The organism is Microlunatus soli (assembly GCF_900105385.1).
GTDB classification, from domain to species: domain Bacteria; phylum Actinomycetota; class Actinomycetes; order Propionibacteriales; family Propionibacteriaceae; genus Microlunatus; species Microlunatus soli.
Genome location: NZ_LT629772.1, coordinates 1,013,483 through 1,026,670, shown reverse-complemented (window position 1 = coordinate 1,026,670; position 13,188 = coordinate 1,013,483). Strand labels below are relative to the sequence as shown.

General features: G+C 68.9%; 10 protein-coding genes. 6 read left to right on the top strand and 4 right to left on the bottom strand.

Annotation, left to right across the window (positions count from 1 at the left end; genetic code table 11):
• Positions 1-99: 99 nt before the first annotated feature.
• From qcrC to qcrB, 3 genes are all read left to right on the top strand, one after another.
• Positions 100-903, top strand: coding sequence for a cytochrome bc1 complex diheme cytochrome c subunit (gene qcrC / locus BLU38_RS04795; RefSeq protein ID WP_091520696.1), 804 nt, complete (start codon positions 100-102; stop codon positions 901-903).
• Positions 904-977: 74 nt separating this feature from the next.
• Positions 978-2,021 (top strand): cytochrome bc1 complex Rieske iron-sulfur subunit, encoded by a 1,044-nt coding sequence (qcrA, locus tag BLU38_RS04790; protein ID WP_231920178.1) that lies wholly within the window; start codon positions 978-980, stop codon positions 2,019-2,021.
• Positions 2,021-3,805, top strand: coding sequence for a cytochrome bc1 complex cytochrome b subunit (gene qcrB / locus BLU38_RS04785; protein ID WP_407939644.1), 1,785 nt, complete (start codon positions 2,021-2,023; stop codon positions 3,803-3,805). Before qcrA ends, qcrB begins: the two co-directional genes overlap by 1 nt.
• A 205-nt stretch (positions 3,806-4,010) precedes the next feature.
• Here the strand turns inward: qcrB and BLU38_RS04780 are convergent, their stop codons facing one another.
• Entirely contained in the window at positions 4,011-5,024 is a 1,014-nt protein-coding gene (locus BLU38_RS04780) for a DUF2510 domain-containing protein (RefSeq protein WP_172836077.1), read from the bottom strand.
• Positions 5,025-5,109: 85 nt separating this feature from the next.
• Here BLU38_RS04780 and BLU38_RS04775 point away from each other — a divergent pair, with 85 nt between their 5' ends.
• Positions 5,110-5,562, top strand: coding sequence for a pilus assembly protein CpaE (locus tag BLU38_RS04775; RefSeq protein ID WP_172836076.1), 453 nt, complete (start codon positions 5,110-5,112; stop codon positions 5,560-5,562).
• A gap of 108 nt (positions 5,563-5,670) precedes the next feature.
• Here the strand turns inward: BLU38_RS04775 and BLU38_RS04770 are convergent, their stop codons facing one another.
• Both BLU38_RS04770 and BLU38_RS04765 read right to left on the bottom strand, forming a co-directional pair.
• Entirely contained in the window at positions 5,671-6,390 is a 720-nt protein-coding gene (locus BLU38_RS04770) for a prepilin peptidase (RefSeq protein WP_091520685.1), read from the bottom strand.
• Between the two features lie 37 nt (positions 6,391-6,427).
• Entirely contained in the window at positions 6,428-7,069 is a 642-nt protein-coding gene (locus BLU38_RS04765; protein ID WP_157683211.1) for a hypothetical protein, read from the bottom strand.
• A gap of 229 nt (positions 7,070-7,298) precedes the next feature.
• Between BLU38_RS04765 and BLU38_RS04760 the strand changes: the two genes are divergently transcribed.
• Entirely contained in the window at positions 7,299-10,625 is a 3,327-nt protein-coding gene (locus tag BLU38_RS04760) for a S41 family peptidase (RefSeq protein ID WP_091520678.1), read from the top strand.
• A gap of 213 nt (positions 10,626-10,838) precedes the next feature.
• Here the strand turns inward: BLU38_RS04760 and BLU38_RS32280 are convergent, their stop codons facing one another.
• Positions 10,839-12,215 (bottom strand): sunset domain-containing protein, encoded by a 1,377-nt coding sequence (locus BLU38_RS32280; protein ID WP_091520676.1) that lies wholly within the window; start codon positions 12,213-12,215, stop codon positions 10,839-10,841.
• 427 nt (positions 12,216-12,642) lie between these two features.
• Here BLU38_RS32280 and BLU38_RS04750 point away from each other — a divergent pair, with 427 nt between their 5' ends.
• Positions 12,643-13,176, top strand: a complete 534-nt coding sequence (locus BLU38_RS04750) for a peptidylprolyl isomerase (protein ID WP_091520672.1) — start codon at positions 12,643-12,645, stop codon at positions 13,174-13,176.
• The last annotated feature ends 12 nt before the right edge of the window (positions 13,177-13,188 follow it).

The window sequence follows — 13,188 nt, the reverse complement described above, 5'->3', positions numbered from 1 at the left end:
GAAAGCAGGCGATGGGATAGCCTCATCTCATTGCCTCCGACGAGACGTAGTACTTAGCGAGTAGTGTCGGATCAGATCCGAAGAGTGAGAGGGAAATCCGTGCGATTCCTGTCTTCCAGACGGCGGCACCCGGCGGCAAAGGTGCTGCTTCTGGTTGCCGCGTTGTTCGCCGTGGGAGCGCTGTATGCGGCTGTCGCACCGACCGAGCAGTCCTCGGCCGAACCGGCGACCAGTCAGCAGGTCAAAGAGGGCCAGCAGCTGTTCGCCCAGAACTGCTCCTCCTGCCACGGCCTGAACGGCGAAGGCACCAGCCAGGGCCCGACCCTGCAGGGTGTCGGCGCGGCTGCAGTCGATTTCCAGGTCTCCACCGGCCGGATGCCGCTGGCCCAGCCGGGTGAGCAGGCACCGATCAAGCCGAGCGAGTTCAGCGAGCAGGAGGTGGCCGCGCTGGCCGCCTACGTCGACACCCTGGGCCCCGGCCCGGGCGTGCCGGATCCGTCGACCTACTCCGGCGAGGGGCTGACCGATGAGGAGATCGCCCGGGGCGGCGAGCTCTTCCGGACCAACTGCTCGGCCTGCCACAACTTCACCGGCCAGGGTGGTGCGCTGCCCGAGGGCAAGCAGGCCCCGTCGCTGGTCGGCGTCAGCAGCAAGCATCTGTACGAGGCCATGCTGACCGGCCCGCAGCAGATGCCGGTGTTCTCCGACGAGGTGCTGACCCCCAAGGACAAGGCGCAGATCATCGCCTACCTGCAGACCATCCACGCCCAGCCGAACAACGGCGGCCTGTCGCTCGGCGGCATCGGCCCGGTCAGCGAGGGAGTCGTGATCTGGACGGTCGGCATCGGCGTCCTGATCGGCTTCGCGATCTGGATCACGGCACGAGGTGTTCGTTCACGATGAGTCAGTTGGAGAGCTCAGAGCAGGAGCAGACCGTGGACAGCCCCTCGTCAGAGCATGTGGGTGCGGAGCTGAACGTGCCCGATCACGACCGTCCGGTGGACGATCCGGGCGTCGAGGAGCACATCCCGCGACTGTCCGACGTCGACCAGGCAGCGGCCGACCGGGCCGCTCGCCAGGTGATGACGATGTTCGCGCTGGTCCCGGTGACCGCCGTGTTGTTCATCCTGGTCTACTACCTGGTACCGCGGGACGCGACGATCGACTTCGGCCCGATGCACGCCTCGGCGATGCATCTGGGGCTCGGCCTGACCTTGGGTATCGGTGTGTTGTTGATCGGGTTGGGCACCCAGCAGTGGGCCCGGCAGCTGATGAGCAACCACGAGATCACCGAGGAACGACACCCGTCCAGTTCGCCGGACGACGCCAAGACCGAGGTACTGCAGCAGTTGGACGTCGGCATTGCCGAGTCCGGTGTCCCGCGCCGCAAGATGTTGATCATCTCCGCCCTCGGAGCGGTCGGCATCCTGGTGGCGCCGGCGCTGGCCCTGCTCACCGACCTCGGCCCGGTCGCCACCGGCAAGTACCGCCGCAAGGCGTACGAGACGACGCTGTGGAAAGAGGGCGTCCGGCTGGTCAACGACATCACCTACGCCCCGATCAACGTCAAGGACGTGGTGATCGGTCAGCTGGTGAACGGTGCACCGGAAAACCTGCAGGAACTGCACGGCACCGAGTTCAACAACGAGAAGGCCAAGGCGCCGATCGTGATCGTCCGGATGAACCCGGCCGACATCAAGATCCCCGCCGATCGCAAGGACTGGCAGGTCGGTGGCATCCTGGCCTACTCCAAGATCTGCACCCACGTGGGTTGCCCGATCTCGCTGTGGGAGCAGCAGACCCATCACCTGTTGTGCCCGTGCCACCAGTCGACCTTCGACCTGGCCGACGCCGGCAAGGTGGTCTTCGGTCCGGCCGCCCGGGCCCTGCCGCAGCTGCCGATCAAGGTCGACGACGACGGCTTCCTGGTCGCCCGCAGCGATTTCACCGTCCCACCCGGGCCGAGCTTCTTCGAGCGTGATTCGCGTCGTGATCTTGGACAGAGCGAGGAGTACCGCTGATGGCCAAGCCAGCCAACACCGCGGCGCCGGAGCAGTCGGCGCCGGAACAGCCGGATCGTCAGCTCGGTCCGGTGATGAAGTTCATGTCCGGTCCGGCGAAGTGGGCCGATGACCGGACCGGGATCGGCGGCATCATGGCCGGCCGGATCCCGAACCTGTTCAACCTGCGCAAGCTGTTCCCTGACCACTGGTCGTTCATGCTGGGCGAGATCGCGTTGTACTCGTTCATCGTGTTGTTGATCACCGGCACGTTCTTGACGTTGTGGTTCAAGCCGTCGATGGGTGAGATCGAGTACGAGGGCAGCTACCAGTTGCTGCGTGGGCTGCCGATGTCGGAGGCCTACGCTTCGACGTTGAACATTTCCTTCGATATCCGTGGCGGGCTGCTGATCCGGCAGATCCACCACTGGGCGGCGTTGTTGTTCGTGGCCTCGATGCTGGTGCACGCGATGCGGAACTTCTTCACCGGAGCCTTCCGTAAGCCGCGCGAGCTGAACTGGGCGATCGGCGCGACGCTGCTGTTCCTCGGGATGACCGAGGGCTTCCTGGGCTACTCCATCCCCGATGACCTGCTGTCCGGCGTCGGCGTCCGGATCATCTTCGGTGCGATCCAGTCGATCCCGTTGATCGGCAGCTATCTGGAGACCTGGTTCCTGGGCGGGGAGTATCCGGGTGACCTGTTGGTGCCGCGGATGTACATGTTGCACATCCTGTTGATTCCGGCGGTCATCTTGGCGTTGGTCGGTGTGCACCTGATCTTGATCTTCTACAACAAGCACACCCAGTTCCCCGGACCGGGTCGGACCGAGAAGAACGTGGTCGGTTTCCCGTTCTTCCCCGTCTACACCGCCAAGGCCGGCGGCTTCATGTTCATCGTTGCCGGTGTCATCGTGCTGATGGCGGCGCTGATGCAGATCAACCCGGTGTGGGTGTACGGGCCGTACAACCCGGCGGAGGTCAGTGCCGGTTCCCAGCCGGACTGGTATATCGGCTACCTCGAGGGCGCGTTGCGGATCATGCCGAACTGGGAGTGGCATCTGGGGCCGACGACCTGGTCGTGGAACATCTTCATCCCCGCGATCATCGGGTTCGTGGCGTTGCCGTTGGCGATCGGTGTCTATCCGTTCCTGGAGAAGTGGGTCACCGGCGACGACCGGGAGCACCATCTGCTGGACCGGCCGCGGAACGCGCCGAACCGGACCGCGATCGGGGTCGCCGCGATCACCGTCTATGTGGTGTTGATGGTCGGTGGCGCCAACGACGTCATCGCCACCCACTTCCATTTGAACCTGAACCGGATCACCGAGGTGTTGCGGTGGGCGATCTTCATCGCGCCGATCATCACCTTCATCATGACCAAGCGGATCTGTATCGGGCTGCAGCGTGCGGCCAATGATCGGGTGCTGCACGGTTCGGAGACCGGTGTGATCACCCGGGCACCCTCGGGTGGCTACTCCGAGGCCGACAAGCAGATCACCCAGGGCGAGAAGTACATGATCACCCAGCACGAGCAGCAGGTGCCGCTGGAGCTGGGCGAACAGACCGACGAGAACGGCGTCGCCCGCAAGGGAACCCTCAAGGAACGTGCTCGGCGTCCGTTCACCCGCTGGTTCTACGCCCACAACGTGCCCCTGCCGACCCGCGAGGAGATCGACGAGGCCGCCCACCACGGCGCCCACGGCGACGGGCACGAGATCGATGGGCACGAGGTCGACGGGCACGGCGTCGACGGGCACGAGATCGAGGGCTCCGAAACCGGTCGTGAGGTGACCACCGGTCACTGACCCCTGCAGCTGAACGACACCAACCGATGCGCGTGAGCCCCGAGCTCACGCGCATCGTTTGGTGTGTGGCCGGCGGGCGTGACGGTCGGCGCACGAGGTGCCGCGATCGGGGAGTGCTGGGCCGTGCGGGTGCTGCGTGGTAGTTGCCGACGAAGGGCTGCCACCGGACGGCGGTGATCGGAGTGCGGGGTGTCGGGCTGCAGGGCTATCGGACGGCGAAGGTGGCCAGCGACCGTTCGGCCAGGGTGCTGACCTGGTGGGAGGCGTCGTCGGGGACCGAACTGACGGCCGCGACGACCGAACCGTCGGTGCCGTCCGGGCAACCGACGATCCGGACCCGGTCGAACTTGCTGGCCAGTCCCTTGACCGCGTAGTGCACGTTGGCGGTCAGCTCGGCGCAGGCCGTGCTGCCGACCGTGACCGGGTGATAGTCGAACTTGTCGACCGAGGTCGGGGTGTAGCCGAAGAACTGTTCGGAGATCCCCTTCAAGGCCTTCCGGCCGAAGCCGGGCAGGTCGTCGTCGGTCCAGGCCTCGGCCGGGATGTGCCCGATCCCGACCGTCGAAGCCCAGGTGTCGGCGCCGTTGTAGTCGGCATGCACCGGGGCGTTCGCGACGAACATCGCGTCGAAGACGTGCGGGATCGAGACCGGATCGCTGACCAACTCGTACGGTGCCGGTGGCAGCGTCATCGTGGCCCGGCCGATCGATGCCCGGCGGGTGACCTCGTCGAGCCGTCCGGATCGGTCGGCCTGAGCGTCCGACCCGGAGCCACCGCCGGGACTCGGCCCGGACGATGCCTGCGGCCCAGCCGCCGAGGACTGTTCCGGGCCGCCGGCCGCCGAACCGGCGGGGGAGCGGGCCGACTGATAGCTGCGCCAACCGATCAGCCCGACGACACCGCCACTGACCACCAGACTGACTGCGACCAACAAGGCGACCAGCCGCCCACCCCGAGGCTGCGCCCGGTCCGAGGGGGTGATCGGCTGATGGCCCTCGGCCGGCCCGTCGATGCCGGCGTACTGCGACCGCTGGTCCGGGCCGGCATCGGCGTGTTCGGCGTCGGCGTGGTCGACCGGCGATCCGACTGGTCGGGCATCCTGAGGCTCGGCGACGTCGGCGGTGTCGCTGATCGCATCGGTCCAGGTCGTACCGTCCCACCAGCGGAAGTCGGCGGCGCCGGACGGATCCGGATACCAACCAGCGAGCGGTGCAGTCACGATTCCCGAGCGTACCTGGGCGCAGGAAGGCGTGATGTGCTCACGCCGTCGGTCGCCGCGATACCGGCAGGAGCACACTGGAGGGGTGATCTCCCGAGAACTCGCGGTTCGCCTGGGGCCGTACCTGAACTGGACGCCGCAGAATGCCGACCGCTTCTTCATCCCGCGGCCGGAGATCGGCGACTCGATCTTCATCGTCAGCGACATGGTCGTCGAACTCGTCCGCTATCAGGGAGAGACCAACTTCCATTTCAACGGCACCACCGAGTGGGCGCTGGATTCGGTGGAGTCGGAGGTCGCGGTCTGGATGCCGTCGGAGCAGCAGTTGCGGGATCTGCTCGGCGACGCCTTCCTGTCGCTGGACCGGGTCGGCGAGCGTTACGTCGTGACGCTGCAGGCACCCGAGGGCGCTCGGCACACCGCGGAGATGGTCGACGCCTCGGACGCCTACGCCCTGGCCCTGCTGCGGTTGCACGGCGGCGACGACTCGGTGCCGGTCGACGAACCCGCCGCCGGCGAACCGGCCGACGATCGCTGATCAGGCCCGCAGCATCGGTGATCAGGCGGCATCGGCGATCAGGCAGGATCGGGGTGATCGGGCAGGATCGCAGACGGGGTCGTGCCGAGTCAGGAGTCGGGCAGCCGATCAGGGCAGCGCTCGGAGCAGTAGTGCTGCGGCGTACGGCCCGGCGACCAGCGCGGGCGCATACGGGAAGGCGCCGCGTCGTCGCAGCACCAACCGAACGATCCCGATCACAGCGCCGACCACACTGCCGAGCAGGATCGACCAATACAGCCCCGGCCAGCCGAGGGTGCCGGCCACCGCACCCACCATCGGCATCAGCCGGACGTCGCCGAACGCGATCGCCCGTCCGCCGGTCAGCCGCCACAGCAGGAGGTAGCCGACGCCGGCGATCGCCGCACCGCCGAGGATGGTGATCAGCAACGTCCAGCGGTCGCTGCCGGCGGTGATCACCGCGATGGCCGCGGTGACCGTCATCGCGCCCCACCCGCGATAGATCAGGCCGCTGGGCAGCCAGGTCGTCGCGGCATCGATCGCGGCCAGCAGCACGGCAACGGTCGAGAACACCAACCAGCAGCCCAGGGTCTGCTGGGGTGCGGCGATGCTGGCGACGATCATGCCCAGCACGCCGAACGAGGCGGCACCGAGCAGGAACCTCGGCCGGGCCAGTGACCGGTAGCTGATCTTGGCCGCGTATTCCGCGCGGAGTACGTCGTCGGCGTCCCCGGGCAGGGTCGGCTCCGGCAGGCCACGCAGCACGAACCGGCCGCCGACGGCGATGGCCGTCCCGACGATCACCGCCGTGACCACGATCATCGCGATCGGGGCGGGGGGACCGGTCATGCCGGTGATGGTAACCGGCGGGCACCGGCGACCGGGCTCATGCCGCGTCGGCCAGCAGTGCCCTGGGGGCCGGCCGCGCGCTCACCGGCGGGGTCATCGACCACAACGCCTGCGCCGCCGCCTTCACCGTCGCCTCGGTGAGCTGACTGCAGTCCGCCCGACGACCGGTGGCCACCGCCTGCAGCTCGGCGGCCGGTAAACCGGTGCGGTCGCTGATCTCGGCCAGCGGCCAGCCGCGCTCGGTCAACGCCACCAGCAGCGAACGGGTCAGCCCGGCATGCGCCGGTCGACGGGCCGCGGCCGTGATCGCCTCCGACGTCAGGTGGAACAGTCGCTCGGCGATCAACGGATGCAGCCGCGGCACCGGACGGCTCTGCCGTCTGATCTCCGATCGGGGACCGCCGCGACGTCGTCCGGCCCGAACCGCCGTGCAGCGGCCGCGGATCAGGCCGGCCAACGCCGGCGCCGGCACCTCGGCGAGGACGGCGACGGTCCGCCAGGTCAGGCCGTGCGACTCGATCAGCTGTCGGACATGGGCCCGGAACGGTGCCGCGTCCACCCAATCGGCGTGCTCGGCGTTGTCCAGGTCGTCGAAGTCCGGCTCCAACAGATCGAGCTCGGCCGCTGCTGCCGCACCGACCTCGGCGGTCGGCCGGATCAATTCCCGCACCATTGTCATCGTGCTGCCTCCCCACTGGTGTCGGCGCTGCTGCCGACCGGTTCATCTGGGGAAGGCCCCGACGATGTGTTGACTGTGAGCGGCCGGTGTTGGCCGCCCGGCCACAGGTGTTGTCCGAACCCGATCGCGAGTCCGTTCCGCGGCCGATCCGCGTGACCTGACAGGACACTCGGTCGAGATGGACAAACACTCTTGCCGTCGTCGCGGCGTAGGGCGTAAGGAAGGAGCCATGACAGCTGGCTACCTGCGTTCTCCCGACATCCGCGGCGACCTGATCACCTTCTGCGCCGCCGACGACATCTGGCTCGCCCCGGACAGCGGCGGCCGGGCCTGGCGACTGACCGACGATCAGACCCCGGTCCGCAATCCGCGCTTCTCACCCGACGGTCGCGCCGTCGCCTGGGCCAGCACCCGGGACAGCGGCTGGGAGATCTTCGTCTGTGACGTCGACGGCGGACCGGTCCGGCGGTTGACCTACTTCGGGCATGCCGCGACCTGGCTGCTCGGCTGGGCCGACGACAACGCCGTGCTCGTCGCCTCCGCGGCCCGCAGCCACGAACGTGCGCTGACCTTCGGCTACCGGGTCGGGTTGGACGGGTCGGTGACCCCGTTGCCGTACGGGCCGGTCGCCGGCGTCGCGGCCGGCGAGAACGGGGTGGTGGTGTCCAGCCGGGCCATCCGGCCGGCGGCCGAATGGAAACGCTATCGCGGTGGGACGGCGTCCAAGCTCTGGTGGGACCGGACCGGCGACGGCCGCGACTACCAGCGGGTGCTGGCCGACATCCGAGCCGGGCTGGAGGCGCCGTCCTGGGTCGGCGAGGAGTTGATCTTCACCTCCGATCACCTCGCCGAGCTGCCCGGCACGGCGGACGGGCAGGCCAACCTGTTCTCGATCCCGCGGTCCGGGCTGGCCGAGGCGACCGCCGCCGATCTGACCCAGTGCACCTTCCACACCGCCGAGCAGGGCTACGTACGGGAGCCGGTCACCGACGGCAGCCGGGTCGTCTATCACTCCCGCGGTGTGCTGTACCTGATGGCGGATCCCGGTGCCGAACCGCAGCCGATCGAGATCTCGCTGCCGGTGCTCGGGTCCCGGCGGCCGCGATCGTTGGCGCCGACCGAGAACCTGACCGCAGTCCAACCGGACCAGACCGCGACCGGTTCCGTCGTCACCTGGCGCGGCAACGCGTTCTATCTGAGTCATCGGGAAGGACCGGCCCGCGCCCTGGTGGCATCGTCGGCGGTCCGGGTCCGGGAGGCTCGTCCGCTGGGCCGCACCGGCCAGGTGGTGCTGGTCAGTGACGAGGCCGGCGAGGACCGGCTGGAGTTGCATCCGATCAGCGGCATCGGCGAGCGGCGGGTCGTCGCCGACCTCGGACTCGGCCGGATCCTGCATCTGGCCGCGGACCCGGCCGGGGAGCGGGTCGCGCTGATCAGTCACGACGGACGGATCAGTGTGCTGGACGTCGGCTCCGGTACCGTCCGGCAGCTCGGCGTCAGCCCCGACGGTGAGGCGACCGGGCCGACCTTCTCACCCGACGGTCGTTACCTGGTCTGGTCCCAGCCGGTCGGTCAGTTCCACTCCCAGCTGTGCTGTGCCGACCTGGCGGTCGGCGACGGCCGGCAGCAGGGCGATCGCGACGCCGCCGTTCCGCTGACCAGCGGCCGGTTCGCCGACACGTCGCCGGCGTTCACCCCGGACGGCAAGCATCTGGCGTTCCTGTCGGTCCGCACGTTCGATCCGAGCTATGACGTGCACGCCTTCGAGATCACCTTCCCCGACGGCACCCGGCCCTATCTGGTGCCACTGTCGGCCACCGAACCGGCACCGTTCGGTCCCAGTGTCGACGGCTGGGCCCTCACCGATCCCGAGGACAAGCCCGCATCCGCGACCGATCCCGAAACAGCCGACGCCGACGGCACTGCGACGTCGGCGGCGGCGCAGGACAAACCGGCCACCGACGAGCCGCCGGCCAGCCCCGACCTCGACCTCGACGGCTTCGAACAGCGGTTGGTGCCGTTCGGCGTACCGGCCGGCAACTATCGGCAGCTGCGGGCGGCCAAACACGGGCTGCTGTGGATCCACGAGGCGCCGACGCACGGCGTGCTGGGCAGCGGCCGCGCCGGGGTGACCGAGGACAAGCCGGCCGACCGGTTGGAGCGCTACGACCTGACCAAGCGCTCGGTCGAGGTGCTGGTCGACAAGCTCGACGACTACGCGGTCAGCGGGGATCTCGGCTGGATCGTCGTCCGCGACGGTGATGCGGTGACGGTTCGGCCGAGCGACCGGGAGATCAAGGACGACGACGACCCGGCGCGGGTGATGGTCGATCTGGACCGGCTGCGTTTCGAGCTGGATCCGGTCGCCGAATGGCGTCAGATGTTCGACGAGAACGTCCGGCTGATGCGTGATCACTATTGGCGCGCCGATCTGGACGGCGTCGACCTGGATGCGGTCGCCGACCGCTACCGATCGGTGCTCGACCGGCTCGGCAGCCACGACGATCTGATCTCGGTGCTCTGGGAATTCGGCGCGGAGCTGAACACCTCGCACGCCTACGCCAGCCCGCCCGGTCCGCTCGGTGACCAGGACCGGGCGCTCGGGCTGCTCGGCGCCGATCTGGTGCGAGCCGGCGAGGACTGGGTGATCGAACGGATCCTGCCCGGCGAGAGCTCCGATCCCGACGCCCGGTCCCCGTTGCAGGCCGCCGGGGTGGATGCTCGACCGGGGGACCGGATCGTTGCCGTCGACGGTCAGCCGGTCGATCCGCAGGCCGGGCCGGCGGCCGCGCTGGTCGGTGCGGCCGAGAAGCCGGTGGAGTTGCTGCTGCGTCGACCCGGCAGGCCGGCCGGCCGCCGGGTGGTGGTGGTGCCGCTGGCCGGCGAGCAGCAGCTGCGCTATCAGGACTGGGTCGCGTCGCGGAAGGATTATGTCGCCCGGGCCGGTGGCGGCCGGATCGGCTATCTGCACGTGCCGGACATGATGGCGGTCGGCTGGGCGCAGCTGCATCGTGATCTGGAGCAGGCGACCCGCTGCGAGGCGGTGATCGCCGATGTCCGGTTCAACGCCGGTGGGCATCTCAGCCAGCTGGTCACCGAACGGCTGAACCGCAAGGTGGTTGCCTGGGATGTCGGCAGACACCATGCGGCCGCCGAGGAGTATCCGTCGCAGGCACCGCGCGGTCCGGTGGTGCTGGTGGCCAACGAGTACGCCGGGTCGGACGGCGACATCGTCAACGGCGCGGCCAAGGCGATGGGGATCGGGCCGGTGATCGGAATGCGGACCTGGGGCGGCGTGGTCGGTATCGACGGTCGCTTCGACCTGGTCGACGGCACCTCGGTGACCCAGCCCCGGTACGCGTTCTGGATCTCAGGTCAGGGCTGGGGTGTGGAGAACCATGGCGTCGATCCCGACATCGAGGTGCCGATCACACCCGCCGACTGGCACGCTGCCGCCGATCCGCAGTTGGACCGAGCCATCGCCGAGGCACTGGAACGTCTCGACCGGACGCCCGCAGCGACCCCACCGCAGCCCGCTCCGCCGCGAGTCCGCTGAGCGCCCGCCGACAGCATTCGGGCGGCCGAACCAACCGCCTGAAGCACAGCCGCACCGGTTCCGTACCTTCGCACCCCGTACACCTGGTGCGAAGGTACGCAACCGGTGCGGCGGGGGCGGTCGGGCGAGGTCAGCGGCAGCGCCAGTCGCTGGGACGACGAACGCCCCGGGTTCGCACAACCCGGGGCGTTCGTGGTTTCGGTCGATCTGCTGTCAGCGCTGGGCCTTGGTGAAACCGGCCGCCTGCGCGTCCATCTCGGTCTGGAACCAGACCTCGGCGATGGTCCGGTCGTAGCCGGAGGAACCCACCACGTGGTACTTCATCGAGCGCTCATTGCCCTTGATCAAGAAACCTGCCGGCGGTTCGGAGCCGACGAACGATCCCGGCCCGTAGCGGGACGCGGAATCCGATCCGGACGCGGAATCGGATGCCGCGTCGTCGGCTGCATGAGCCGGCTTCGGTGCGGTGTCGCCGGACTCGGAGCCGTCGGCGGCATCAGTTGCGTCGGACCGGGCGTCACCGGATCCGGTGTCCGCCGAATCGGTATTCGTCGATTCGGTGTTCGTCGATTCGGGGGTGGCGCCGGATGCTCCGTCATCGCCGGGTTCTTCGGCGCCGGTCGGCTCTGGGACGTCGGAACTGGCGATCGCCTCCGGGACCCCGGAACCGGCACCGTTCTCGGTCGGCGACGCGGACGGCGTCGACTCCGCCGCTGCGGCTGCACCGGTCGACCCGACGACCTCGTCCGGCTCGGGTGCGGTCGAGGCGCTGGCGGCGACCGGGTCGGTCGCCGGCTTGGAGGCCGACGGCTGCGGCTCGGTGATCGTCGTCGACGCGTACGGGGTGGCCGGCCGGGCGGCCTGCCAATCGGTGTCATCCTTGCCGCCGAGCAGTCTGCGGGCGGCGACGAAGGCGGCGCCGCCGACGGCGAGGATGCCGGCGAACAGCGCGATCCGCTTGCCCCAACGACCCTTCTTCTTCTGCACCGGCAGCAGTTCGTCGGCCTTCTGCACTGCCGGAACCGCCGCGGCCGGCAGCGCATCGGAGGCTGCCAGTTCGTTCAGTCTGTCCGACAGCTTGGGCAGCACCTCGGACTGGATCCGTCCGCGGGCGTTCTCGACCGCCGGGCTCAACTTGCTCGCCGCCTCGTCCAGTTTCGGACCGAATCGCTCCACGGCCTCCGAGGCAACTCGGGCACCCCGCTTCTTGGCCGACTCGGCGTACGGACCGAACCGTTCGGCCGCCTCGTGCGCGTACGGCTCGAGCCGCTGCGCTGCCTGTTCGGCATAGGGACGGACCCGTTCGGATGCCTGTTCGGCGTAGGGACGGACCCGATCGGCAGCTTGCACGGCGTAGGGCTGGGCCTTGTCCACGGCTGCCTGAGCCAGCGGCGCGATCCGCTCGGCGGCGTCGTGGGCCAGCGGTCCGATCCGGTCCGCGGCCTCGTGCACGAGCGGTCCGATCCGATCGGCAGCGTCGTGGGCCAGCGGACCGATCCGGTCAGCCGTCTGCTGGACGAGTTGTCCGACGGGCAAGTTCTCCGGGGCGGCGGCGAGATCGCGGCGGCCCTCCTGCAACTTGGGAGTCACGGTTCCTCCGATTCTGCGCGTTGGACGCGCGGTGGTTGCTCCAAGGATGGAGCCCATCAACCGTATCGTTGCCACCGGTCGGGATGTCCAGCCCCGGGGCCCGGTCCGGGCGAAGACCCGGAGGCTTGCCGTGCAGACCCCCAGATGTCCCCGAGCCGGAGCGGTTAGAGTTTCTTCCCGCTACCTAGGAGTGCGCTGAACAATTCGCTCTGCTACGCACCACGCTGCACGCACACGGGCGGCGCCGCGCTCGCTCGACGGGCCCCGGCCCGCCTTCGCTCCCGCGACGTGCCCGTGCACGCACATCGCGGCGCTCGCGACGAGCCAATTGTTCAGCGCCCTCCTCGGCGAGCAATCCGCCACCACGGCGAGCAATCAGGCGGCCACGCGGCTGCCGCATCGGATATCGCGATCGAAGGGATCCACTGTGACCGCATCGAGCTCGGCGGGCGCCACGACGGCGACCCTGCACACCAATCACGGCGACATCGTCATCAACCTGTTCGGCAACCACGCACCGAAGACGGTCGCCAATTTCGTCGGCCTCGCCGACGGCAGCAAGGAATACCGGGACGCCGAGACCGGCGCCAAGACGACCGGCAAGTTCTACGACGGGCTCACTTTCCATCGGGTGATCCCCGGCTTCATGATCCAGGGCGGCGACCCGGCCGGCAACGGCACCGGCGGCCCGGGCTACACCTTCGCCGATGAGTTCCATCCCGAACTGCAGTTCGACAAGCCCTACCTGCTGGCGATGGCCAATGCGGGCCCCGGCACCAACGGCTCGCAGTTCTTCATCACCGTCGGTCCGCAGCCGCACCTGAACCGGCGACACACCATCTTCGGCGAGGTCGCTGATCAGACCAGCCGCGAGGTGGTGGACAAGATCGCGACCACCCCGACCGGTTTCAACGACCTGCCCAAGGAACCGGTCGTGATCGAGACCGTCGAGCTGAACTGATCGATCGTGCCG

Coding starts and splice junctions, on each gene's coding strand:
- qcrB (WP_407939644.1), top strand. CDS start 2,021: ATGGCCAAGCCAGCCAACACCGCGGCGCCGGAGCAGTCGGCGCCGGAA.
- BLU38_RS04770 (WP_091520685.1), bottom strand. CDS start 6,390: ATGACCGGTCCCCCCGCCCCGATCGCGATGATCGTGGTCACGGCGGTG.
- BLU38_RS04765 (WP_157683211.1), bottom strand. CDS start 7,069: ATGACAATGGTGCGGGAATTGATCCGGCCGACCGCCGAGGTCGGTGCG.
- BLU38_RS04760 (WP_091520678.1), top strand. CDS start 7,299: ATGACAGCTGGCTACCTGCGTTCTCCCGACATCCGCGGCGACCTGATC.